Origin of the sequence: Duganella sp. sic0402, assembly GCF_019219065.1 — a bacterium.
Classification (GTDB): Bacteria; Pseudomonadota; Gammaproteobacteria; order Burkholderiales; family Burkholderiaceae_D; genus Rugamonas.
In genome coordinates, this window is the sequence record NZ_JAHUWK010000001.1 from 1221636 (window position 1) to 1246615 (window position 24980).

Sequence of the window (24980 nt, forward strand, 5' to 3'; positions counted from 1 at the left end):
TGGACGTGGATTTCCTGTAAAATGGAAATCCATGGACATCAATCTTTTAATCGCCCGCCGCGTGCGGGAGCTGCGCGACGCCCATGGCTTGTCGCTGGACGCGCTGGCAACCCGCAGCGGTGTGAGCCGCTCGAATATCTCATTGATCGAACGCGGCGAGAGCAGCCCGACAGCGGCGGTGCTCGACAAGCTGGCCAGCGCGCTGGGTGTGGCGCTGGCTACGCTGTTTGAGGACAAGGCCGGCGAAGGCGACGCCGAGCCATCGCCGGTAGCGCGTGTGGCCGACCAGCCGGTGTGGACCGATCCCGCTTCCGGCTATATACGCCGCAGCCTGTCGCCGGCAGCGCCCTCGCCCTTGCAGCTGGTGGATGTGGTATTCCCGCCAGGCCAGCGCGTGGCCTACGACAGTGTGCCGCACAACGCCGACATTCACCAGCAGGTATGGATGATCGACGGCGCGATGGAAATCAGGGCCGGCGAACAGCACTGGAGGCTCGAAGCCGGCGACACGCTGGCCATGCGGCTAGACCGCCACATCGTTTATCACAACCCAAGCAACAAAGCAGCGCGCTACCTGGTGGCGCTGACCACCCAGCCGGCTACCCGGAGGGGAGCATGAGCGCCGCAGCGGCGCCAGTCACCGTGCGGCGCGTGGCTGTGGACGAAGCGGCGGCACGCGCGGAGCCGCTGGCGCAGGTGTTGGCCGATGTATTGATTGATTGCGTCGAAGGCGGCGCGTCGGTCAGCTTTATGCTGCCGCTATCGCGTGACAAGGCGCTGGACTTCTGGCGCGGCGTGCTGGCAGGTGCGGCGCGCAAGGAACGCGTGCTGCTGGTGGCGGAAACCGCTGCAGGCCGCATCATCGGCACTGTGCAACTGATCACTGCCCTGCCCGACAACCAGCCGCACCGCGCAGACGTCGCCAAGATGCTGGTCCACCGGGACGCCCGCCGCCAGGGCGTTGCCGCGCTGCTGATGGCCGCCGTCGATCAGGCTGCGCGCGAGGAAGGCAAGCAAGTACTGGTACTGGACACCGTCACTGGTGGCGACGCCGAACGCCTGTACCAGCGCGCCGGCTGGATCAGCGCCGGCTCAGTGCCCAACTACGCGCTGATGCCGGACGGCGCCTACTGCGCCACCACCTTCTTCTACAAGCAGCTTTAGAAGTCAGTCTCGCCCTCGATCACCACCGGATAGCCGCTGATCGCGCGCGAGGTCTGCATGCCCGCCATCACAGCCGCCTCCACGCAGCCCGCGTTAAGGCCGGTCTTGATCCAGTCTCCGGTCAGGAACAGATTGGAGAAGCCCGATTGGTCGGTGCGCAAGCGATAGCGTGTGCTGCCCGCCACCGACATCACATAACGCTCGGAGGGATCGACGTTGGCGCGCCAATACTGCGCGTCAAAGCGCTGCACGCCAGTCGCTTCGCTGCCGTCCACCAGCCAGTTCCAGGGGAAAGCGCCAGCCGGACCGGCCGCCGCCCACAGCGATGCAATCTCCTTGCCCAACTGATTGACTGCCCCCTGCTTCGCCGCTTCCGCCATCCGCCGGGGGAAGTCATGATCGCTGGCGGGCGGATAGCTGCCGACCGGCAGCGCGCTGCAGAAGTAGGACACATTGCGCGGATCAAGCGGCGCCGGCCAGTCCTCGCGCACCAGCAGCTGATCCATCGGTGCCCAGGTATCGTAAGGCTCGGTGAACGCGCTCAGTACCGGTTGCTGTCCATCCGGCTGATAGGCCCAGCCCATCTGCGTCAGATCCTTGTCCAGCCACACCTGGTAAGCTTGCGTCGCCACAGTCTGCACTTTTTCGGAAGTCGCCAGCAGCGCCGGACTTTGCGCCAGCAATTGCGGACACAGCACCGGCAGCGAACCGATCGAAATGCCGAACACTACCTGGTCAAAATCCACGCCGCGTTTCAGCGTCACCGTGGGCAGCGGCTTACCATAAGCCTCCTCATACACCTGCGGCCAATCGGTCCAATGCGATTCCAGATTGATGCCCTTCTCCTGCAGCAGCACCGCCTGCGCCGGATCGATCTGGCCGTACAGCGGTTCACTTGGCCAGCAATCCAATCCCTTCACAGGCACCAGCGGATCGTAGTCCGCACCGGCCAGCTGCACTTGCCGGGTCATGCGGATGCTGCCGATCTGCGCGCCGTCCGGCACCAGCTCCTCGATCTTGTGGAAGAACTTGAACTTCACGCCGCGCTTCAGCAGCGCCTGATACATCGGCGTAAAGATGGTGTCGCCCATGCCGGCCTGCATCTTGAACATGATGCCGCCCTTGTAGGCCAGGCCGATGCGCGCCATCGCCCGCAGCATGGTGCCAGCTTCCGCATTCGGTTTGGCGAAGTCGCCGCCTTCGTAGGCAAAAATCAGGTCGTAGAAACCACGCACCGGCGCCGATTGCACACACAGCTTCTCGTCCCCGCCATGCTTGCGCAGCCAGTCGCGGAAATCGAGATCATTGATCACGTCGAAGCCATGCTTGATCACGCCGTCCTCAAACACGCCCTTCATCACCGTGATACCCAGATCGAGGCAAATGAACAGGCGGCGAATATCGTCAGCCACATCCCCCTCGGCGCGCGCGATCAGCTTGTCGTAGCGCGTGTGCAGCTTGCCGCGCACGCCGGCCATGGCACCGGCCAGCGCCAGATGCTGGCCTTCGTCCGCATCTTCCGCCATATTGAACACCATGCCAGTCAAGGCGCCGGCCAGCAGCGACACATCGTCGATCAACTCTTCCACCGAGGACGTGACGCCTTCCGCCAGGTGATACAGCCAGTCAGGAATGATGCCGGTGTGATGCGGATGCGGCGCCAGTTCCATCTCCTTGGTCAGCCTATCCAGGCTGCGTATCCATTGCTCGATCCAGCCAACCATCGCCACCGCCATCTGCCACAGGGTGATCTTCTGGTCGCCCTCGCCCGGTTCGCCCGGCAGTGTGGGAAACACAATCGACCAGTTGTGCCACTGGTCGCCAACCTGCTCGGACAACGCCACATAATCATGCTGCTTGAACGCGTCGCGCCAGGTCGCCAGCGGCGCACCGGCTGGCCGGTCCAGGCTGGCGTAAGCCTCCTTGATCATCTTGAACGCATTCGAATAGAAGCCGAACCAGATGTGCAAGCCATGTTCCTCGATGCGTTGCCCCAGCTTGGCATTGCGCCCACTCGCCCCCTTGCCACCCAGTCGCCAGCCCTGCTGGTACACGGTGATGTCGTAATTATTCTGCCAGCCCGCCTGCCCGGTCAAATAATAAGCCGTGGTCATGGCGCTGACGCCGCCGCCAAGGATGGCGATTTTCTGCGGAGCGATAGCCGAGTTGTCCACCAGTTCCTCGCCGGGTTGCGCGGTGAAGTCGAAATTCAGGTAATACGGCAGGATCGCTTGCTGCGGTCCCAGTTTCAGGCCCAGCGTTTCGTTCAGCGGGAAGCTGTCGAAGGCATGCAGCACCGCCTCATATTCATACGCCAGCAGTTTGCCGCCGTGGATTTTCTCGATGGTGGCCGGCGCCGCCAGGATGGCCTGGTACACCGCCTTCAGCCCCGCACTGTCCGGGAACTGCTTGAGGAAGATCTGATCGATGCGCGGATTGCGCAGCAATGACAGGATATCCTTCCATCCAGCGGCATCCATATTGAAGAAATCAGGGATCGACAGAAACAGCTTGATCGCCTCTTCAATCAGGTCCAGCCAGTTTTCCAGCGGCCGTTCTTCGCCGGACTTCTGGGTGGCCGTCACCTCCAGCAGCGGATGCATGGCAATCCGCGTCTCCGGTGAAAATGGGTGAAAGCCCTTGGCCGACAGCGCGCAGCGCTGCGCGCTGATCTCGTGCTCGCACAAATATTTCGGATAGCCGAACAGCTCGCGGCCATTAATCAGCGCCATCGCGTCATCGACAAAAATGTGCGCCGGATAGTAGTAGATATGCGCCAGCTCGCCCTCTTCATCCATCGCCCCCACCATGATCCAGGTGACGATATCGATCTCCGTGATCCAGCCCTTGGCGTGATCGACCGGCGCCGCCGAATCAGCGTGATTCACCTGTGTGAAGGTGATCAGCACATACGGCGAAATCGCCTTGAAGCGCATGCGCGCACCGGCAACGGCGTTCAGCGTGCCGTCGATCGTCGCCTGCAATTTCGCCGAATCGCCCTTGACGAAAAAGCCGTACATCTCGGAGTTTTTCAACTGCAGCGGTGCATGCATCATCACCGAGCCGCCCTGGTAGATATAGGAAGGTCTGTTCGCCATGGCCTCAAGAAAGGAAAGTGGACAATTCCTTAAGTGTATTTCAGTTCTGGCACTGTTGCGAAAAATAAATTCGGGCCCTGCGGTGTAAAATGCAAGCCATGGACCACACCACCCACAAGCCAGATGGCCGCACCGCCATCCTGCTGCCTTCCGGCTTCGTACTCGACCTGATGGCGCCGGACGCCAGCGGCATGCCGATCACCGACATCGCCCTGTGCCTGTCGTCGCAGCCACGCTGGGGCGGCGCCGCGCGGCCATGGTATTCCGTGGCCGAGCACTGCGTGATGGTGTCGCGCATCGTCGCACCGGAATTCGCCTATGCGGCGCTGATGCACGACTGTGAGGAGTTTCTCGGCGACTGGCCGTCGCCGGTCAAGGTGATGCTGGGCCGCGACTACGTGAAGCAGCGCGTGCATCCGGTCAAGGACGCACTGCGCCGGCGCTTCGGCTTCCAGGACGAGCGTCCCGAAATCAAGCACGCGGACCTGGTGTGCATGGCGACCGAGCTGCGCGACTTGCTGCCGCCAGCATGGATGGAATGGGGACATCTGCCGCCGCCAGCCGCCGGGAAAATCATCCCGGTCGGGCCGGAGCGGGCTTACCTTCAATTCCTCGAACGCTACGAGGAATTGAAGCATCAGGCCATAGGCGTTACGGCGTGATCACAAAGCGGTAGCTGGCCGGTGTCAGCGGCACGCGATACCTGACGTGCGGACGGCCATCCAGGCTCCAGCCGGTATCGCCACCAACGCCGGCCTGCGCCATGTCGATCAGGACACTGCCATCGCCATGCGGCGCGATCTCCGAGCTTTTCCATTCGCCGCGCGGACGCAGATACAAGTCCTCATACGGGAACGGCAGCGCATTGAACGAGAACGGCGCATCCGAGCGCACCGTCACGCCGGCCTGCGCGCCGGACAGCGAGAACCAGCGCACATCCGTCTTGTTGCCGCTTTCCTGTGGCCGGATATACGAATGATACTGGTCTGCCAATGCCCCTTGATACAGGCCCAGCGCCGCGCCCGTCTTGCGGTCCACATAGGATTCATGCGGACCGCGGCCGTACCAGCGCAATTGATTCAGCGCCGCAGGACTGTCAAAGCGCAGGCCCAAGCGCAGCGGATCCGGCAAATCATCCCGCAGCGGCGTGAAGGTCGCCTGCACTTCCAGCGCGCCATCGCTGCGCATGCGGTAGATGTTCTGCCAGTGCGCGGCGCCAGCGCCAAAGCTGAACAACACTTTCAGGCTGTCGCCTTGCACTTCCAGCGAACGCACCTTGCGCTGATTGGTAAAGGTCTGCCACACCTTGTGGGTCTTGTCGACGCCTGCGCCTTCGTCGTTGTCCATCAGGCCACGCCAGAAGTTCGGACTGCCGCCTTTCAGTACCTGCTGGCCGTTGACGCTATAGGTCAGCAGGCCGGTGTCCGGCGCCAGCCGCAGCACCGCCTTGCCAGCACGTAGTTCATAGCCGCCCCCCGATTTCACCGGCTTGACCCATGCAGCCTTCGCCACCGCCGGTGTCGCCTTCGACAACACAAACTGCGACCAGCCGACCACTGCGCCCTGCTCGACGCCCTGCTCCGCCGCCTTGCTGCGCGCGCTCAGCGTCAGCACCAGCTCACCGCCCTTGGCGGCCGTCGCGGCGGACGGCAGCTTGATGGCCTGTCGTCCACCGGCGCGTGCATTTGACGCGGCCAGCGCACCTTGCGCCACGTGCACACCGTCGCGCTCCAGCTTCCATTCCAGCGCCAGGTGCCCCAGGTCGCGGAAGTCGTAGCGGTTCACCACTTCCACCGCGCCCTTGCGCGGATCGCCCTCAAACACCACCGGAGAATAGACTTTCTGCAGCTCATAGTATTCCGGGTCCGGCGTGCGGTCTGAGCGCAGCACGCCGTCGCCCACCACGCTGCCGTCGCCACGCTCGGGATTCACATCGAAGCCGGAAGCCCAGTAGGTGCGGCCCTTGTCATCCTTGGCTGCCACACTCTGGTCCACCCAGTCCCAGACAAAGCCGCCTTGCAGCTTGCGATGCGCGCGTATCACCTGCCAGTAGTCTTCCAGATTGCCCAGCGAATTGCCCATGGCGTGCGCGTACTCGCACTGAATCATCGGCTGGCGATACGCTGGGTCCTGCGCGTAATCAGCCATTTTCTCGATGTCGTCATACATGGGCGCGTAGATATCGACATAGTCGTTTGGCCGGTGCACCTCATTCAGCGTGCCGTAACCCAAATAGCTGATCAGACGCGATGGATCGGCCTTGCGTATCCATGCGGCGGACTGCTCGAAATTCGGACCGGTGCCGGCCTCGTTCCCCAGCGACCAGAAAATGATCGATGGCGAGTTCTTGTCACGCTCCACCATGCGCGACACCCGGTCCAGGTGCGCCACGCGCCAGTGAGGCTTGTAGCCCAGCTGGATCGCCGCCCGTCCGGCCGCATCGGGCGCCTTGTCGCCCAGTTCCATGTAGCCGTGCGATTCGATATCCGCTTCGTCCATCACGTACAGGCCATATTCGTCGGCCAGATCGTACCAGCGCGGATCGTTCGGATAGTGGGAAGTGCGCACCGCATTCACATTGGCGCGCTTCATCAGCTCGATATCCTTGCGCATGCTCTCCATCGACATCACGCGATAGGTATGCGGATCATGTTCATGGCGATTGACGCCCTTGATCATGACCCGCTTGCCATTGACACGCACCTCGCCATCGGCTATCTCCACCGTGCGGAAGCCGATGCGGCGCGAGGTGGCCGACACCAGCTTGCCCTGCGCGTCGGTCACTTCGATCAGCAAGGTGTATAGCTTGGGCGTCTCCGCCGACCATGGCTGCACCGCCGGAATTGTGCCGCGCAACACAGCCCGACGATCCACGCCCGGCGCCGCGCTGGCCCGCAGCACTTCATTGGTCCCATCCAGCACCGTGGCCTTGACGTTGACATCGGCCGGGGCGCCGGCAATTTCCGCCGTCAGCTCAAACTGCCCATTGCGATAAGCCTTGTCCAGCGATGCACTGACCTTGTAATCGCGCAGCCGCGTACGCGGCTCGGCGTAAAGATAGACGCTGCGCTCGATACCATTGACGCGCCAGAAGTCCTGATCTTCAAGATAGGAACCATCGGCCCAGCGATACAGCTCGATGGCGATCACATTGCGGCCTGGCTTCACATAACGGCTCAGGTCAAACTCGGATGGCAGCTTGGAGTCCTCCGAATAGCCGACCCGCTGGCCGTTGACCCACACATAATACGCTGCACCAGCGGCGCCGATCTGCAGGAACACATCGCGCTCGCGCCAGTCTTCGGGCAGGTCGAAGTTGCGGCGATACGAACCCACTTCATTCAGCTCATGCGGAATGAAAGGCTCGTTGGCGGGGAAAGGATAAACGATGTTGGTGAAGATAGGCTTGCCATAGCCCTGCGTCTGCAACATGCCGGGCACCTGGATGCTGCCCCATTTGCTGACATCAAACGACGGCTGGAAGAACTCTTTGGGCCGCGCTTCCGGATTCGGCGAATAGGCAAACGACCAGGTGCCGTCCAGCGACAGGTAATTACGCGATGCCGCCTTATCGGCCGCCAGCGCCAATGGGCGCGACTCAAAGTTGAAGAAAGTCGCCTTCATCGGCTCGCGGTTTAGCTGCACTACTTCGGGCTGTTCCCACTCCGCCGCTTGTTGCGGCGCAGCGATCAACGACTGCGGCAATACCAGCCCCGCAGCCAGCAAGGCCGCGGTCAACATGCGTATATCCATTGTGTCCCCTCGTTGTTTTATCGGTAAGGTAGTGTACCTTACCAAGGGGATGCAACCGATTACGCCAGTCCGAGCGAGCGCAATGGCGCTGGATCAATCCATTCGTCCAGCGCAAAATCGCGCTGAATGAATTTCCAGTCCAGCAGATACTGCTTGAACTGCGCCAACGCTGTCAGTCCTTCGTCGTTCAGGCCAACGCCGAGTTTTTCATGCAGCTTGTCGCCATAGGCAAAGCGCACCCACGATTCCGCCCAATTGGTTTCACGCGCGATGTGCGTCAGTGCCTGGCCCGGATTACGCCGCGCCCAGCTATCCACCGAGGCGATGCTGCCCAGGAAGCGCCGAACCAGATCCGGGTGCTGCTGCAAGGTCAGCGTGTTGACCGTCAGCGGCCGCGGCGTGCAATTGTTGACGCGCACCCAGCGATCCGGATGGAATCCCATATTCAGCACCACGCGCGCATCCAGCAGATGCGCAACCTCGGCGCCGCGCACATCCTTGACGTAGATGGCGTCCACCTCGCCCCTGACCAGCGCATGTACCAGCGCCGTGTAACGGTGCGGCGCGCCACGGCGCACCGGCGTATCCGGCTCGGTCACAGCATTGACGCGTGCCGACACATCAATCCATTCCGCATCCTTATAGCCCAAGCCTTCCGTCTCCAGCGCCACCAGCAGGCCACGCAGCGCCTCGGCACGGCTGACGTCCACACCATCGGCATTGGCAGGCTGCTTGGGCAGGCCAAGCTTGCGGCCTTTCAGGTCGCGCGGCGTGACGATGCCGGATTCCGGCAAAGCCAGAATGACCTGGTATTCATCGATCCATGAGATGCCGATCACCCGTGTGTCGCGCCCCTTGGCGCGCGCCCAGATTGGCTGCACCGCACCGCCAAGCCGGAACGAATCCGGCAGGTTGTGTTCGAAGTGCGAGGCCAGTTCGCTCGGGTTATCCGAATCCTGCAAGGACTTGATGGTGATGCCGTCGGCGGAAAACTCCTTGTCGTACAGCCCGAGCTGCGCGCTCAGGCCGAGCGGTGTCGGTATCGATCCACGCGAGTACCAGATCGTTGCCGGCTTGCGCTCTTCAGTCATTATTGCTTCTCCTGTTTCCAAAAATCGGTCAGTCCAAGTTCACGCAGACCGGCATCAACAAAGCGCGGTTCCAGCAATTCCTCGACCTTCAATTGTTTGCGCACCAGCTTCTGCTGATGTGCAAAGGCCAGCACCTCGCGGTAATGACGATACACCAGTCCATCGTAGCTTGGCGAAAAACGCTCCTTCCAGGCCAGTTGCGGATCATCGTAAGCGCGCCGCACAACACGCTCGGGAACACCGGCGCGGGTGGCGTCAAGCAGGAAGGCGTCCCGGTTGGTTTCCTGTGCCGCCCAATGCTGTGCGCGCAGCCAGGCAGTGACCACCAGTTGTGTCAGCGCCGGGTTGGACTGCGTGAACTCCTGCCTGCCCCACAATTCGGCACGCATCTTGCGCTCCGGCTTGCCCTTGCTGCTCCAGATGATACGGCCAGCGCCACGGTCCTCCAGCGCGTCGCCGCCCAGCACGAACAGCGCATCGACACGTCCAGTCGCCAAGGCTGCTGCGCCAGGCTTGATATCCATGTTCACCAGCGTGAAGTCACTGACCTTCAGGCCGCTGTCCTCAATCAGATGGCGCAACCCAAGCTCCCACGGCCGGCCACGATGCACGCTGATACGCTTGCCCTTCAGGTCACGGATCGAGCGCGCCTGCGATCCTGGCGCCACCAGCAGGAAAACATCCGCTCCACGTCCGAACGGCACCACCACTTGCGTGCGCACGCCGCCGGCATTCAGGATCACCGACGGCAAATCGCCATACGCGGCAAAGTCGATGCGTTTGCTGGCAAAGGCTTCGTTCATGGTGGCGCCGGTGTCGCCGCTGACCGGCAGCCACTCCAGCGTCGCGCCACGCTGCTGAAGCTGCGCAGCCAGCCAACCTTCCTGTTGGACGCGATAGGCTACGCCGCCGATGGCGGCTTTGCCGTTCTCAGTGAAAGCGGTGGTAGCGATACGCACCACGCCCGGCTCGGCGCGAGCAATCCCGATGGCGCCGGCGGCGCTCAGCGCCGTCGCAAGCGCAGCCAGGGAAAACTGCCGCAACAGCCTGGATAACCAGCGCGTACCCATCAGGCAGCCTGCCGGCGTTGCGCCAGCGCCTCCTCAAGCGGCCGTGGATCAATCCAGCTACGCACATCCACCGCTGCCGGCAGGAAGTGCCAACGATGCAGGAAATCGGCAAAGTCCTGCAAACCGGCCAGCGAACTCTCGGACAGGTCGGTTCGCAGACGCAGGTGAGCGTCTTCGCCATACGCCTTGACCACGTTGTACTCGCTGCTATTGGTTTCACGCGCCAGGAAGCGGCGCGTCTGGTCCGGATTGGCGTGCGCCCAGGCTTCTGCGCGCAGTACCTGGTCGACGATGGTCACTGCAGAATCGAAGTGCTGCTCCAGCAGATGCGCGTCGACGCTCAGCGTGCGTGGTGTGCCATTGTTGGCGCGGATCAGCGGGTCGGGATGGACACCGGTGTCGATCACCGTGCGCAGGCCGAACTGTCGGGCTACCTGTTCGGCATGCGCGCCCTTGAGGAAGATCGCATCCACCTCGCGCCGCAGCAGGCCGAGCAGCTCCGGATTCTGTCCGCGCCCACCGCTGAAGACGTTGGTGCCGGCGACCTTCTCCGCCGCCTGGTCACTCTGGCCGGCGTCGATGGCGAAATCCACCAGCGTCAGATCATGCACATACAGGCCATCCAGCTTGAGTGCGTTTTCGAGACCACGCAACGCCTGCGCGCGGGAAAAGTCGATCTGCGCGCGGCGCCACAACGGCAGGCCAAAACGCCGCCCTTTCAAGTCACGCACGGTCTTGATGTCGCTATCCGGCAGCACCAGGATGCGCTGCGTCTCATCGGCCCACGACAGGCCAATGACACGCGTGTCGCGGCCATCGGCCTTGGCCCACAGCGCCGGGATATTGCCGCCGTGGCGCACCGAATTCTGCAGCGTATGGTCGAAGTGGGATTCGCGCACTGCCTGGTCGCTGGATTCGCGTAGCGAACCAATGGCCGTGCCTTGCGCGGCAAAAGCCTGTTCCAGCCAGCCTTGTTGAACGGCGATGCCCAGGCCGGTAGGGACCGGGCAGCGGGTGTACCAGAGCGTGTCGAGTTGATTGCTCATGAAGTTCTCCTTGAGTTGAGGTTATAGCGCCAGACGGCGCGCCCAGTCGTTTGCATCCCATGGCGAAATCGCCGTACCAGCTTCCGGTGGCGCATCGCGCAGGTCGCCGAAATCCGCATGCAGGCCATCGCGGATCGCGACGAATTCCGCCTGTCCACGCTGGCGCGGATGGGGTAGCGATACCTGCTGGATGCGGCGCACGCGCCCCGGCCGTGCTTCCAGCACCACGATGCGATCGGCCAGATACACGGCTTCCTCGATATCGTGCGTGACCATGACCATGGTGATGCCTTCGTCCTGCCAAAGCCTGCGCAGTTCCTGCTGCAGGCGTACACGCGTCAGCGCATCCAGCGCGCCTAGTGGTTCATCCAGCAGCAGCACGTCCGGCCGGCCGACCAGCGCGCGCGCGATGGCGGCGCGTTGCGACATCCCGCCGGATAGCTGATGCGGGTAGGCGTCCGCAAAACCGTCCAGGCCTACACGGGTGATTTCGGCAGCCACGCGTTCGCGCCGCTCGGCCAGCGGCACATCGGTATTGGTGAAACTGAGCGCCACGTTCTGCTCCACTGTCAGCCAGGGGAAAAGGCGGTGATCCTGGAACACCAGTCCGCGTTGCAGGCCGGTGCCGAAGATCGGCTGTTCGTCATGCAGCAGTTCGCCCTGATAATCGGTATCCAGCCCAGCCAGAAGGCGCAGCAGCGTCGACTTGCCGCAGCCGGAACCACCGACAATGGCGACAAACTCGCCCGGTTCGACGGTCAGTGAAATATCATCCAGCACCAGCAGCGGACCAGCCTTCAACTGGAATGATTTGCTGACATGCTCGATGCGCAGGCCGCCGGCGCGTGCAGCCGCCTTGAAGTTGATGGGGGCGTTCATGCTGAAATTTCTCCTTTGTGTGTCGCCCGGCGCAGGTGATAAAAGCCCCACGCCGCCAGCCATGGCAATAGCCAGACCAGGAATACTTGTTGTAAGCCGATGCTATCGGCCAGCTTGCCGGCCGCCAGCGCGCCGCTGGTGCCGCCGACCATGCCGAACAAAGTCAGATGCGACGAGACGCGCGCCTTGTCCACTGGCGCGCGGCCAATGCGGTCGGTGTTGACCAGCGCATTTACGCCCAGCCCAAGACCAAGCAACACGGAAGCAAACAGATAAGCAACGGTATTTGGCAACGTGCCGAGCAGCAGCAGCGCCAGCATGATGGCGAGGTGCGCCCCACCATAGATGCGTTCGCGCTGCGGGCTACCCAGCACCGGTTTGCCAAGGAAGAGCAGAACCACCACGAAGCTCAAGCCCTGCACCGCCATCAGCCAGACCGCATGTTGATGCGGCCATTGCAGCACGCGCATTGCCAGCAACAGCGAGAACACGCCGACGCTGGATGCGGTAAAGCTGGCCAAAATCTCGAATAAATAGGTGGTGCGCACCGCCGGTAGCCGCCACAAGGCACGCCAGCTCGCGGCCTGCGAAGACGACGACGCCACCTGCTTGCGGCCGGACGTCTCCGGCAGCACATGCCAGCCCAGCACCGCCAGCAGCGCAAACATCCCCGCCGAGACCAGGAAGCCGGCCTTCAAGCCCATATTCGCAATCGCGTAGTTACCCGTCAGCGGACCAGCAAACTGCATGCCCAGCGTGAGCGTGCCTTTGTACCAGCCGGCCCTGGACTGGCCGATCTCCGGCAAGCGCACCAGGAATACGGTACTCATCGCCACGATCCGCAGCGAGATGCACAATCCAACCAGGAACATCAGCAGCGCCACCCATTGCCACCCCGGCAGCCACGGCAAGGCGCAAAACGCCAGCGATAAGGTCAAGCTGACAGCCGCGTACAAATACTTGGGATTGCCGCGCGCCAGAATGTAGCCGGCCGGGATGGTGCCAAGCGCCATGGCAAACGTCTCGGCGCTGCTGATCACTGCCAGTTGCAGGTTGCTGACGCCAAGGTGGATGCCCAGCAGCGTGCTCAATACCTTGTTCATGCCGATGGTCATACCGGACAGTAGTGTCAGTCCGACAAAACCGATCAGGAAGCGCCGCACCTCAGCGGATGGCGCGTCCGGCACGGCGCTTGCGCGCGCCTCGATCACCGGCGCGTTCATTGCGTACTACGCCCGCGCACCAGCAGGCGGGCTGCCCTTTGGAACGCAAAGTTCATCGACTGCGCCAGCAGTGCAATCGCCAGCACGGAAATCAGCACCACTTCCATGCGTCCGCCCTGCTCCGCGTTGATCAACAGCGAGCCGATGCCCGGTCCGGCAGCGAACAGCAGCTCTCCGCCGACGCAGGCCAGCCAGCTGAACGCCTGCGCATGCGTGACGCCGGTAACGATGGCCGGCAGAGCGGCTGGCAGCAACAGACGGCGGAAGGTCTGTGCGCGGGTCAGCGTCAGCACCTGGCCGACTTCGCGGTAGGACTGGTCGACGCGGCGCATGCCTTCGGCGGTGTTCAACACCGTTGGGTAAAACGCGGCGATGATCACCACCAGCAGCTTGGCGGCGTCACCACTACCTACCCACAATCCAAGCAAGGGCACCAGGCCAAGCAGCGGCACCTGGCGGATACTATGGAACAGCGGCCCAATCAGGCGGTCCGCCACGCGCGACTGCGCCATCAGCGTGCCGGTGGCGATGCCCAGCAGGCCGCCGATCAGCAGCCCTTGCAAGGTGCGCTGCAAGCTGGCGCGCAGGTGCAGCGCCAGTTCGCCGCTGTTCAGCAGATCGACCAGGCCTAGCCACAACTGCTCCAGCGGGACGAATACGTAGGCAGCGCCTGCGCCCTGGCGCGAGGCCCATTCCCAGGCCGCCAGCACAACCAGCGGTAGCACCAGGCCTTTGGCGGCATTGGCCGCGATATGCAATTTCATGAAGACTCCCTGTCACCGCGCTGCCAGCGCATCAGGTGCGCCTCCAGCCAGCGTAAGCCGCGATCCAGCGCGAAGCCGATGGCGCCGGTCAGTACAACGCCGACCATGACCACGTCCAGACGGAACATCTGGCGCGCCATTTCCATCATCTGCCCAAGGCCGCTATCGGCGGCCAGCAGCTCGGCGCCGACCAGCACCATCCACGAACGGCTCAAGGCGATGCGCACGCCCGTCAGTGTGGCCGGCACGATGGCCGGCAGCACTACCCGCCGCACCTGTTGCCAGCGTGTGAAGCCATAAATGCGGGCGACTTCGATGTAGCGTTCCGACAGGCCAGCCACAGCGTCATGTACGGCCAGCGCGACGATGAAGAACGTGGCTTTGACCACGATGAAGATTTTAAAACTCTCGCCAATCCCGAATACCAGGATGAAGAGCGGGATCAGTGCCACGGATGGCAACTGGCGCAGCACATTGAAGGTCGGCGCGGTATAGGCGCGCAAACCTGGTGAGAGACCGAGCAGCAGGCCAAACGCGATGCCGGTCATGGCGCCGATGGCGAAGCCGCCGGCAAGGCGCAACAGGCTGATTTCCAGATGCTGTTGCAGCTCGCCGGTTTCGATCAGCTCCCATGCCGTGTGCAGTACCTGTAATGGCGACACCAGGATCTGATCCGGCGCCCAGTCCAGCCACGTCGCCAGTGACCATACGGCCAGCAACAACAATGGCGAGGTCCAGGCAGACCAGCGCCAGGCCAGCCAGCGCGCGACCAGGCCAGGGCGCGCCAGCACGCGCGCCGGTGCGGCTTGCCGTTTACCGGCGCCGCGCACCGGCAACGTCTCTGAAGCCTGACTGGAAAGCACGGAACTCATGGCGCCCAATATTGTTGCAGCTTGAGGTTGACCAGCGCCTGCTCGACAAACTGTGGCGCGTACAAATTGCTGGCATCCAGTGGCTTGGCGATCAGGCCAGCCTGTTTGGCATACAGTGCCTCCGCCGCATAGTGCGCCTTGACTTCAGCCGTCAACAGCGGCGACCAGCGCGCCTTCCATGGCCGGTTGTCGCCATCCAGTTCACGCCGCACCACACTCTCCGGCTGACCGGCAGCAGCTTCAGCGCGAATGTACTCTTCACGGCCGTTCTCCACGCTCGCGCCTTGATGCGCCTTGACGTAAGCGGTGGCAACCAGCTGCGCCAGCTGCGGATACTTCGCCAGGAAATCCGCACTGCCCCACAATTCGGCACGCATCTTCCAGTCTTGCGGCGGCGTCTTGCTGGCCCAGATCACGCGGCCTATTTTCTTATCCTCCAGCAGGAAGGCGTCGCTCAAGGTGAAGAACGCATCCGCGCTGCCGCTGGCCAGCGCCGCCGCTCCTGCCTGTGGATTCAGGTTGAGCAGCTTGACGTCGCTGGCTTTGAGGCCGTTGGCCGCCAGCAGCCGTGAAAACGGATACTCCCAGGGCCGGCCACGATGCAGTGCAATCTTCTTGCCCTTCAAATCGTTGATCGAGCGCGCAGTCGAGTTATATGGCACCACCAGATAGGTATTATTCAGACTACCGCCTGGCACCACCAGCCGCGTGTGCAGCCCGGAAGCATTGGCGATAATCGAAGGCAGATCGCCGTACTGCGCGAAGTCGATCGACTTGTTGGCAAACGCCTCATTGACCTGCACCGCAACCGAATTGGTGGTTACCGGCACCCACTCCAGTTTCACGCCCAGCTTGCCTAGCTCGGACGCCAGCCAGCCCTGACTTGCCACCAGCGCCGACGAACCCGCAAACAGCGCCTTGCCGCCATTGGCGTTGCGCGCCACGGCGGCAATCCGCACGGCTTCCGGCAAACCCGCAGCTGGCGCGGCACTGGCCGCGCCGGACAGCAGCAGGAAAGCTGCCGCCAGCAAGCGGCGGCGCTGTACAACAAAAGCTTCCAACATCGTATGCATCCCCTTACAGATCGGTGGCAGGCAGCAGGTTCAGTTCGCGTGCTTTCTCATACAGCGGACTCATTTTCCACTGCTGGCGCAGCACGCCGGGGCCGAAATCGCGCGAACCGCCGATGGCTTCCGCTTCGATCTGAATCTTCGCGCCCTCTTCCAGCAGCAGGATGAATTCCGCCGTTTTCAGCAAGCCTTGCTTGCCCCATACGGTGGAGCCGCCATTCGCTTCAAGGATCGCGGTGTGGTACGGGTTGTTGTCGATCTGATCGAGGATGAAATCCACCTCCGGCTGGCGGCGGTCGATATAAATCGGGATCTCGCGTATCAACTGGAAGCGCTGTACCGGCACATAACGGATCGGCAGCGTACGGTGCGTCTGCGCCCAGGCGCCCAGCGATGGCGAATGCACGTGCGAGATGGTGGTAATGTCGGCATGGGTGCGGAACAGCTTCAGATAGCGGTTGCCGCCACCACCGTTATTACCGGCATAAATGGTGCCGTCCAGGCCCAGCACCGAAGCCACCAGCGGTTCGCCCTTGCGGAACGGACCTGGGTCATTGACGATGACCACCAGTTCCTCGCCTGGCACGCGTTCAACGAAACCGACGGTGCCGAAAGCGGTCAGGCTGCCGGTGCTGCGCAGCGCATCAAAAGCGATCTGCGCCTGCTTGCGGGTTTGCTCGGCAAAGGCCAGCACTTGTTCGCTCAAGCGGGCGGTTGCGGTTTCTGTCATGGGATTCTCCTGGAGTTGAGGGGTTGTCTCCTGAGTAGTGCAATCGCTGTGCCAGCACCACAGGGGCCAAAACGCCCCTCAGCCAGCAGCAACTGTTGCGTAGCCAACAGCGCACCCGCGAGACACTGTTGCACACGCAGCAGCCTCCCCGCCGAGCTGCGGGCATGCTTTCTGCTCAACTGCTTGCATTCATCAACCACCAAGGAAGTACATGAGCACACCCAACTCCACCGTCGACACCATCTGGTTCACCCGCTGTCCGGTTCCCACCGCGACCGGGCTGGCCTACAAACTGGGTTGGCTGGAACAGGAATTCGCCGCCGACGGCATCGCCATCAAGACCTTGCAGGAAGCCGGCGGCGAACTGGCCAAGCACCACTACGACCATCAGCTCAACACGCTGATACGCGAAGGCGGCAACCTGCTGGCCATTCCCGCCCGCGCGCAGGGCGCGCCGACACGCCTGATCGGTCTGACCTGGATCGATGAGTGGCAGTCCATCCTGGTCCGTCCCGGCTCCGGCATCAGCAAACCGGCCGACCTCAAAGGCAAGCGCCTGGCGCTGCCACCGTTCCGCGCCGAGGATATCGCCAGCAACCGCCGTGGCAACAGCATCGCGCGCGGCATGAGCCTGGCCGGCTATAAGGGCGCTCTGGCGGCCGCCGGCCTGACGCTGGATGATGTCAAACTGGTTGAACTGTCGGCCGAAGAGGCGCGCGTCCGCCGCGCGCCGGAATTGGGAGATTGGGGCCGTGCAGACCTGGGCGGCGGCCTGTGGCAAGGCATCGCAGCACTGAGTCGCGGTGAGGTGGACGCGGTATATGTCAAAGGCGCGGCGGCGGCACATGCGGCGCGCGAGGCTGGACTGGTGGTCGGTATCGACATCGACCATTTGCCGGAAAAACGCTTCCGCGTCAATAACGGCACACCGCGTCCGATTACCGTGCACGCCGATTTCCTGGCCAACCATCGTGAGCTGGTGGTGCGTTTCCTGACCCAGACGCTGCGCGCGGCCGAATGGGCCAAGCACAATCTGGCGGAACTGCGGGCGATCCTTCAGGATGAGACGCGCGGCTCGGCGGATAGCGTGGTGGAGGCGTATCGGGATGGCTTCCACCTGGATCTGGCGCCGGATTTGTCGGATGAGCGCCTGGCGCTGTTTAACCAGCAGAAGCACTTCCAGTTGGTGCATGGCTTGCTGGATCGGGATATTGATGTGTATGCGTGGGCTGATCACGGTCCGCTGGCCGAGGCCCGGCAGCGCCTGCAATCCACTCTGCGCGCCGCCGCATAAAATTTTCACCCCAAACGGAAGGGTCTGCCCCCATACGGGGTCAGACCCTGGCCGCAGCAGTGTGCGGGTTAGAAGTAGTAAGTGTACGATCCCCCAACCGTGCGACGCTGCCCCCAATAAATGGTATCGCCATTCGCCGTTCCCGGCACATAGGTGGTCAAGGTGTGGTTCTTGAACACTTTATCACCCAGGTTACTGCTATACAGCGTGAAGATATGATTCCCCCCCGGTAGCGTGTACGATGCGCGCGCATTGATCAGCGAGTAGCCGGGCTGGTTCAACAGATAGCGCGACGTACTCTGCGGGTCCACATAATAGAACTGCTTCGAGGTATAGCGCACATCGGCGGACAGCACGATCTTGCCGCCATTCGCCAGCGGAATACGATAGTCCGCCGCCAGCAATGCCGTCAGGTGCGGCGACCGCACAAACTCATTGCCATTGCGATTACCGCCGTTGTTCTGGATATCGAACTGGTCGAACTCTGTGCGCAGAATACCGACGTTGGCGTTGATGTGCAGCGCATCGATCGGCAGTGCCTCGATTTCGAACTCGGCACCATTGACGTGTGCCTTGGAGACATTCTGCAGATAAGCCACACTTTGCGTCGGATCGCCGTTGTACACGCCAGTGATATTCACCTGCACGTTCTTGTAATCGTAATGGAACACGCTGGCGTTGAAGTTCAGGCGGCGGTTCAGCCACTCGGACTTCAGCCCCAGCTCCACCGAATCCAGCTTCTCCGGCGCCACCGTGTTCAACGCCCGTACATCGCTGGCGCCGGTGTTGTAGCCGCCCGACTTGATGCCGTGCGCGTACTTGAAGTAGGCGCGCGCCTGGTCGGTGATCTTGTACTCCGGCGTAAAATCGTAAGTCCATGCGCGCCAGGTGGTGGACGGTTTCGACGTGAAGTTATTGTTCGCCACCGACGCCGCCGTGAAGTTCCCTCCCTGGACTGTCTGCCACCAGTTTGCAGCACTGCCAAACGTGACGCTGCCGGAAGCCGCCTGAATACGGCGCAGGTCCAGATCCTTGGTCTCGGTGGTCCAGCGCAGACCGGCGGTAGCCAGCAGCCGGTCGGTAAAGTTGACCGTGGTACTGCCGAACAGCGCGAAGCTGCGCGTATCGTGGGTAAAGGTGGTAGCGTTGTAGCCCACCGGCTGCGTGCTGCCCGCCAGTGCGCCGGCGATATCGTTCGGCAGGCGCGCGGTCGCGGACGACGAGCGGATGCCCTCATTGAAGTAATGCAGCCCGCCGACCCAGCTGACCTTCTCATCCTTGGCCGTCGCCAGCCGCAGCTCCTGGGAGAACTGATGGCTGCTTGCCTTGCTCCAGCCCCGGCTGACTTCCAGTGGCGTGTTGTCGCTGTCGCCCAGCGTATCGGTCTTGAAGTCCTCATAGCCGGTGATCGAGGTCAGCGTGTAGCCGCCCAGGTCATACTGGATATTCAGGTTGGCCCCACCCTGCTTGATGCCGGTCAGCGTCGGCGCGTTGGTGCTGACATCTTCGCTATCGGTGCTCGGAATATAGCCGTTGCGGTAGACGCCATTCGCAGCATAGCTGCCGGTGGTGGTGATGGCGCCCGTGGTTTTATAGTCACGATAATGCAGGTTCAGGTTGGCGGTCAGGTCGCGGTTGAACTTGGCCTGCAACTGGCCGCGGATGGCGTTATCGCGCAGCGCGCCGTCTTTCTTGCCGGTGTACAGATTATTCAACGGTCCTTCACCCTGATCTTCCGAATGGAACGACAGGCGGCCGGCCAGCACATCTTCCTTCAGCGCGCCGCCGATTGCGCCTTCAATCAGCTTGGTCTCGTGGCTGCTGTAGTCAGCCTTGATGTAGCCATCGACATACTCGCTCGGCTTGCGCGACACGATGTTGATCGCACCGCCGGTGGTGTTCTTGCCCCACAGCGTGCCTTGCGGCCCGCGCAGCACCTCCACCCGCTCGACATCGAACAGCGGGAAGCCGGTGGCGGTGGAATTGCTGATGTAAACATCATCCAGATAGAAACCCACCGGATTCGGGAAGTCGATCTGCTGCTGGCCTGCGCCCACGCCACGTATCCACCAGCGTGGACGGCCGTGCTGCTGTGTGCCGGCGGACGCATTCGGCACATAGTTGAGGATCTCGCTGGCGGAGCGGCCGATACCGTTTTCCAGTAGCTGCGTGCCACCCAATACTGTAATCGCGCTAGGCACTTCCTGCGCCTTGCCTTCGCGCTTTTGCGCCGTGACCTTGATGACTTGCAGCGATGCCGCCGCCGCTTCGCCTGCGGGATCGGCAGCATCGTCGGCGTTGCCGGTCACACCGGGCACAGCGCCTGGCGGGACATCGGTGGCGTGTGCCAGACCGGCCATCAGCAAGGCGCCGCCGCCCATGGCGATGGCGAAAGCGGCGTGCATCTCGCGCAGCAGCACAGTCAGTTTCGGTTTGCCAGAGCGGTGCTTGAAGGGAACAATATTTGAACTACTCATAAACATCCTTATTTTTATTAAATGCGTTAACCGACTGCGCGCAGCAGTTGCGGGTTGCTATGGCCGCGCACCAGTGGCAGCACTTCCTCGCCAACCCGGTAGGCTTCCTCCAGGTGTGGCGTGCTGGCCAGGATGAAGGCGTCGGCGCCAAGTTGCACCAGGTCGTCCAGCCGTTCGGCTACCTGTTCGTAGCTGCCGACGATGCCTTGCGTCTGGCCGCCACGGAACAGGTTGAAGCCGGACCAGATATTCGGCTCGGTAATCAGGTCCTTGTAGCTGTTGATGGTGGTCGGACGGTTGCCGCGCTGACGCGCCGCACCAACCGAATCACTGCCATCCTGGCCAAGGAAGGCGCGCAGGGTCTCAGGCGCTACGTTATCGAAGCCCTTGCGCACTTCTTCCCAGGCTTCCTCTTCGGTGGCGCGGGCGATGATGTCGACCCGTACCGCGCACTTGATCTTGCGGCCCAGCAGATCCGTCTTCTCTTTCACGCGGCGGAACTTTTCACGCAACTGGTCCAGTGGCTCCAGCCAGGTCAGATAGTAGTCGGCGTGTTTGGAAGCCGACGCCAGCGCCGCATCGGACGAACCGGAGAAGTAAATTTCGGGGAATTCTTCCTCCGACAGCGGATGCGCAAGGCCGGCGTTTTCCACCTGATAGAACTTGCCCTGATAAGAGAACGGGCCGCCGCGCCAGACGCCGCGTACCACATCGAGGAATTCAGTGGTACGGGTGTAACGGTCATCGTGGCCGGCAGAATCGCCCCACCACAGTTGCGACGGGCCACCGCCGCCGGTGATCACGTTGTACAGCGCGCGGCCGCCGGTGGCGCGCTGCAGGCTGGCCGTCATGCGCGCCGCCACCACCGGATTCAGGAAGCCCGGCTGGAATGGAATCATGAAGCGGAAGGTACTGGTCTCGCGCGCCAGCAGCGAGGAAATTACCCATGGCTCGTCGGTCATCGGGAAGGATGGAATCAGGCCGCCCTGAAAGCCGGAGATTTCCGCCGCGTGCGCGATCTCCGCGATGTAGTCCAGGTAATTGAAGCCATCGGCGCCGCCGCCACCCAGGCCGGCCTTGCGCAGATTGTCGTTGCCGGGGAACCAGTCGCCACGGAACGGCGTACGGGCGCGGTGCGAGCTTGGTTCGCCGTGAGTTGGAATGCGCCAGAAGATATCGATCGTCATAGTAAAAATCCTGTCAGTGTGGAGTTAGGCAGCTTGCTGGGCGGGTGGCGCCAGGCGGGTGCGCAACGCAGGCAATACGTATTCGCCAATGCGGTAGGCTTCTTCCAGTGCCGGCTCAGCGCCCAGCAGGAAGCTGCTGACGCCCGCGTCGGCGTAGGCGGCCAAGGTGGCAATCACCTGTTCATAGCTGCCGACCAGCGCGGCACGTGCACCGCTGCGCGCGGTGGCATAGCCGTCCCAGTAGCGGTCCTCGCCCAACGGTGGAACGACAGCACCTGCGCCGGTCTGCTGGCGATAGCGGGCCGCGTCACGTTCTGCCTCTTCCTGTGTCTCGCGCGCCAGCACATCGATGCGCAGGCCTGCGCCGATCTGGCGGCCATTGCCATCGGCCTGCTGTCGCAGCGCGGCGATATTGGCGCGAATCTGCTCCAGCGGTGCAGCGTCGAAGACATGCACATCGGCCTGACGCGCGGACAGGGCCAGCGCTTCGGCGCCATCCCCAGACAGATAGACCGGCGGCAGCGGATTGCCAGCCAGCGGGCCACGGAAGCCGCCGTCCAGCACCTCGAAATAGCGGCCCTTGAAGGTGAACGGCGCAGTGGTCTGTACACCGCGCGCCACGGTGACAAATTCATCGATGCGTGCCAGCACTTCGCTCTGCGGCAAATTATCGCCATGCTGGCGGCGGCGGGCTTCGTCGCCGCCCTGCACCAACTGCCAGGCAAAGCGGCCATTGGCAGCGCGCTGGAAGCTGACGGCGTTCTTGGCCGCATACACCGACGAGCCCCACGACGCCTCGAATTCGGTCAGCAGACGGATGTGGCGCGTGCCGCGTGCCAGGTAGCCGGCGATGATCCAGCTATCGTCGCCCTCAAAGTCATGACGGATGCGCAGACCGTCGAAGCCGGAGATATCCGCCGCACGCGCCACCTGGTGCGCATAGTCAAAATAATTGAACTTGTTGCCGCGCGGATCGCTAACGCCGTCGGTGAACGGTGGACGCTGCCGATCGCTACGCTCGCCACGGCGCAGGCGCTCAGCTTGTGCGTAGCGGCCGTCGCCGGCGGTCGGCAGTTGCCAGATGAATTCGATGCTCATGCAGTTTCTCCTGTGAATGTTGGCCTCCCACCACAGGTCGCATTAAGCGTGCCAGCCAAAAACCGGGCTGAAACGCTGATTTTCATGTTGGCTGACCAGCATTCTGCTGATTCCGCAACAGTGGCTGTTGCGGCGACTACAGCAGCGCAGCTTTATGCCAAATCCGGATAAGCTAGATTGGCATGATTCGTTCACGGCTTGCATCTGTGCGGGATATATTCATTGCATGGAACTTCTCGCACACAACTTTTCTGCCGAATTTGCCCGTAGCGCCGATCTTGCAAAAGGCGTTGAGAAAGGTGTTGCCAATGTTGATGAGCACGGCGCCAAGCCGCTGATCGCCTTCCGCGACGCCGAGCAGATGAGCCTGATGGTGAGGGCAACCGCATTTGTGTTTGCCGATCCACACACGCGCGCGCTGCACGATGTCATCGAGCGCGTCGCGCCCAGCGAGGCAACAGTACTGATCACCGGTGAGACTGGCACCGGCAAGGAGCTGGTGGCGCGCCATGTGCATGGCCTGAGCAACCGCCGCAACGCCGGTTTTGTGGCGATCAACTGCGGCGCGTTTTCCGAAACGCTGGTCGAGAGCGAGCTGTTTGGCTACGAACGCGGCGCCTACACCGGCGCCCTGCAAGGCAAGGCCGGCTGGTTCGAGACCGCCAATGGCGGCACACTGTTCCTCGACGAAATCGGCGATCTGCCGCTGGCGATGCAGGTCAAGCTGCTGCGCGTGTTGCAGGAGCGCGAGGTGGTGCGGCTGGGCGCGCGCCGCGCGGTGCCGATCGACGTGCGCCTGATCGCCGCCACCAATATCGATTTATCGGAAGCCGTGCGCGCCGGCCGCTTCCGCGAAGACCTGTACTACCGTTTGCAGGTGATTGCGCTGCCAGTGATGCCGCTGCGCGAGCGTAGCGGCGACGTGCTGCCGCTGGCGCACCACTTTCTGTCCACCTACGCGCGCCGCTTGCAGGTGGATGACGCGCGCCTGACGCCGGAGGCGGAACGGGCGCTGCTATCCTATCCATGGCCCGGCAATATCCGCGAACTGGAAAATGTGATGCACCGCGCGGTGCTGCTGTCGCGCGCCGGCCTGATTACACCATCGGAATTAAACCTGCCGGGCTGGCATAACGCGCAGCCAGCCTGCCTGCAACCGGCTGCACCGCCCGCCGCTGCGCTGGCGCTAACGCCCGAGCCGCAAGCAGCGGCGGCGACAGCGATCGCACCTGCCGCGGCCGCGCCAGCCAGCGAAGCCCTGCACCGTGCCTGGCAAACCTTGCTGGCCTCCGCCGAGCCGATCGAATTCGAAGCCCTGCAGCAGGAACTGGTGCTGGCGGCCTGGGAGCATTGCCAGCGCAATCAGGTGCGCACCGCCAAACACCTCAACATCAGCCGCAATATCTTGCGCACCTACCTCAAGAAAGCCGAAGCCATCATCTAACCCGCAACCAAGGAGTCATCTTGTCCGCCATCCTCAATGACGCGGCGCTGGACCAATTGTTCCGCAGCGCCCGCAGCTACAGCAATTTCCTCCCGCAAGCCATCGACGACGACACCATCAAGGCCCTGTACGACCTGCTCAAATGGGGTCCTACAGCCTTCAACGCCCAGCCGGCCCGCTACATCGTGCTGCGCAGCGCCGAGGCGAAGCAGCGCCTGGCGCCGGCACTGTCGGATAAGAACCGCGCCAAGACCATCGCTGCGCCGGCCACCGTCATCATCGCCCACGACAAACGCTTCTTCGACCAATTGCCGGAGCAGTTTCCTGCCTACGACGCCAAGCCGCTGTTTGAAACCAACCCGGCGCTGGTGGAGCCGACCGCCGTGCGCAACAGCTCACTGCAAGGCGCTTACCTGATCCTGGCGGCACGCGCGCTGGGACTGGACGCCGGTCCGCTATCCGGCTTCGACGCCAACGCCGTCAATGCCGAGTTCTTCGCCGACGGTGGCCACGCAGTCAACTTCATTGTCAACCTTGGCTATGGCGATCCCGCCTCGCTGTTCGCCCGCAGCCCACGGCTGAATTTTGAACAGGCCGTAACACTGCTGTGATTTCTGCGTGCTCTGCAACAACATACTGTTGCAAAGCACGCACACACTGCGGCCTCCGCAGCAAAAAACATCGTTTTCTTCCGGCATGCAAGTTGCAGACAGATATCTG

20 protein-coding genes are annotated in these 24980 nt (G+C 62.6%); 6 read left to right on the forward strand and 14 right to left on the reverse strand.

All coding sequences use genetic code 11. The features are described 5' to 3' along the window. Positions 1-31 precede the first annotated feature (31 nt). Positions 32-619 (forward strand): helix-turn-helix domain-containing protein, encoded by a 588-nt coding sequence (locus KW842_RS05270; RefSeq protein ID WP_218302998.1) that lies wholly within the window; start codon positions 32-34, stop codon positions 617-619. Continuing rightward, positions 616-1164, forward strand: coding sequence for a GNAT family N-acetyltransferase (locus KW842_RS05275; RefSeq protein ID WP_218302999.1), 549 nt, complete (start codon positions 616-618; stop codon positions 1162-1164). The genes KW842_RS05270 and KW842_RS05275 overlap by 4 nt, the downstream gene beginning before the upstream one ends. Here the strand turns inward: KW842_RS05275 and KW842_RS05280 are convergent. Next, entirely contained in the window at positions 1161-4262 is a 3102-nt protein-coding gene (locus tag KW842_RS05280) for an FAD-dependent oxidoreductase (RefSeq protein WP_218303000.1), read from the reverse strand. The two genes, KW842_RS05275 and KW842_RS05280, sit on opposite strands and share 4 nt — an antisense overlap. Before the next feature lie 98 nt (positions 4263-4360). Between KW842_RS05280 and KW842_RS05285 the strand changes: the two genes are divergently transcribed. Continuing rightward, positions 4361-4924 carry a hydrolase gene (locus tag KW842_RS05285; protein ID WP_218303001.1) on the forward strand — a complete coding sequence of 188 codons (564 nt, stop codon included), beginning with the start codon at positions 4361-4363 and terminating at the stop codon, positions 4922-4924. Here the strand turns inward: KW842_RS05285 and KW842_RS05290 are convergent. The 10 genes from KW842_RS05290 to KW842_RS05335 all read right to left on the reverse strand — a co-directional run bounded on the left by KW842_RS05290 (position 4914) and on the right by KW842_RS05335 (position 16760). After that, on the reverse strand, positions 4914-8003 hold the full coding sequence (locus KW842_RS05290) for a glycoside hydrolase family 2 TIM barrel-domain containing protein (protein WP_229223482.1): 3090 nt from the start codon (positions 8001-8003) through the stop codon (positions 4914-4916). The genes KW842_RS05285 and KW842_RS05290 overlap by 11 nt on opposite strands. Before the next feature lie 71 nt (positions 8004-8074). Further along, on the reverse strand, positions 8075-9106 hold the full coding sequence (locus tag KW842_RS05295; RefSeq protein ID WP_218303003.1) for an ABC transporter substrate-binding protein: 1032 nt from the start codon (positions 9104-9106) through the stop codon (positions 8075-8077). Next, positions 9106-10176 carry an ABC transporter substrate-binding protein gene (locus KW842_RS05300; protein WP_218303004.1) on the reverse strand — a complete coding sequence of 357 codons (1071 nt, stop codon included), beginning with the start codon at positions 10174-10176 and terminating at the stop codon, positions 9106-9108. Before KW842_RS05300 ends, KW842_RS05295 begins: the two co-directional genes overlap by 1 nt. Next, positions 10176-11222 carry an ABC transporter substrate-binding protein gene (locus tag KW842_RS05305; protein ID WP_218303005.1) on the reverse strand — a complete coding sequence of 349 codons (1047 nt, stop codon included), beginning with the start codon at positions 11220-11222 and terminating at the stop codon, positions 10176-10178. The genes KW842_RS05300 and KW842_RS05305 overlap by 1 nt, the downstream gene beginning before the upstream one ends. 21 nt (positions 11223-11243) lie before the next feature. Further along, entirely contained in the window at positions 11244-12101 is an 858-nt protein-coding gene (locus tag KW842_RS05310; protein ID WP_218303006.1) for an ABC transporter ATP-binding protein, read from the reverse strand. Then, entirely contained in the window at positions 12098-13324 is a 1227-nt protein-coding gene (locus KW842_RS05315) for an MFS transporter (protein WP_218303007.1), read from the reverse strand. The genes KW842_RS05310 and KW842_RS05315 overlap by 4 nt, the downstream gene beginning before the upstream one ends. Continuing rightward, entirely contained in the window at positions 13321-14088 is a 768-nt protein-coding gene (locus KW842_RS05320) for an ABC transporter permease (protein ID WP_218303008.1), read from the reverse strand. The genes KW842_RS05315 and KW842_RS05320 overlap by 4 nt, the downstream gene beginning before the upstream one ends. Continuing rightward, on the reverse strand, positions 14085-14960 hold the full coding sequence (locus tag KW842_RS05325; protein WP_218303009.1) for an ABC transporter permease: 876 nt from the start codon (positions 14958-14960) through the stop codon (positions 14085-14087). The genes KW842_RS05320 and KW842_RS05325 overlap by 4 nt, the downstream gene beginning before the upstream one ends. After that, complete coding sequence (locus KW842_RS05330) at positions 14957-16024, reverse strand: ABC transporter substrate-binding protein (RefSeq protein WP_229223483.1); 1068 nt, start codon at positions 16022-16024, stop codon at positions 14957-14959. Before KW842_RS05330 ends, KW842_RS05325 begins: the two co-directional genes overlap by 4 nt. Positions 16025-16037: 13 nt before the next feature. After that, positions 16038-16760, reverse strand: a complete 723-nt coding sequence (locus tag KW842_RS05335; protein ID WP_218303011.1) for a class II aldolase/adducin family protein — start codon at positions 16758-16760, stop codon at positions 16038-16040. A gap of 211 nt (positions 16761-16971) precedes the next feature. Between KW842_RS05335 and KW842_RS05340 the strand changes: the two genes are divergently transcribed. Next, positions 16972-18054, forward strand: coding sequence for an ABC transporter substrate-binding protein (locus KW842_RS05340; RefSeq protein ID WP_218303012.1), 1083 nt, complete (start codon positions 16972-16974; stop codon positions 18052-18054). A gap of 68 nt (positions 18055-18122) precedes the next feature. Here KW842_RS05340 and KW842_RS05345 read toward each other — a convergent pair whose 3' ends face one another. Genes KW842_RS05345 through KW842_RS05355 form a run of 3 tightly spaced genes read right to left on the reverse strand, consistent with a single transcriptional unit; the run spans position 18123 to position 22816 of the window. Then, positions 18123-20531, reverse strand: coding sequence for a TonB-dependent receptor (locus KW842_RS05345; protein ID WP_218303013.1), 2409 nt, complete (start codon positions 20529-20531; stop codon positions 18123-18125). A gap of 26 nt (positions 20532-20557) precedes the next feature. Further along, positions 20558-21718, reverse strand: a complete 1161-nt coding sequence (locus KW842_RS05350; RefSeq protein WP_218303014.1) for an LLM class flavin-dependent oxidoreductase — start codon at positions 21716-21718, stop codon at positions 20558-20560. A gap of 24 nt (positions 21719-21742) precedes the next feature. Continuing rightward, positions 21743-22816 carry an LLM class flavin-dependent oxidoreductase gene (locus KW842_RS05355; RefSeq protein WP_218303015.1) on the reverse strand — a complete coding sequence of 358 codons (1074 nt, stop codon included), beginning with the start codon at positions 22814-22816 and terminating at the stop codon, positions 21743-21745. Between the two features lie 226 nt (positions 22817-23042). Between KW842_RS05355 and KW842_RS05360 the strand changes: the two genes are divergently transcribed. Further along, positions 23043-24260, forward strand: a complete 1218-nt coding sequence (locus tag KW842_RS05360) for a sigma-54-dependent Fis family transcriptional regulator (RefSeq protein ID WP_218303016.1) — start codon at positions 23043-23045, stop codon at positions 24258-24260. Positions 24261-24280: 20 nt separating this feature from the next. Beyond that, a complete protein-coding gene (locus KW842_RS05365) occupies positions 24281-24871 on the forward strand; it encodes a malonic semialdehyde reductase (RefSeq protein WP_218303017.1) in 591 nt (196 codons plus the stop codon). The last annotated feature ends 109 nt before the right edge of the window (positions 24872-24980 follow it).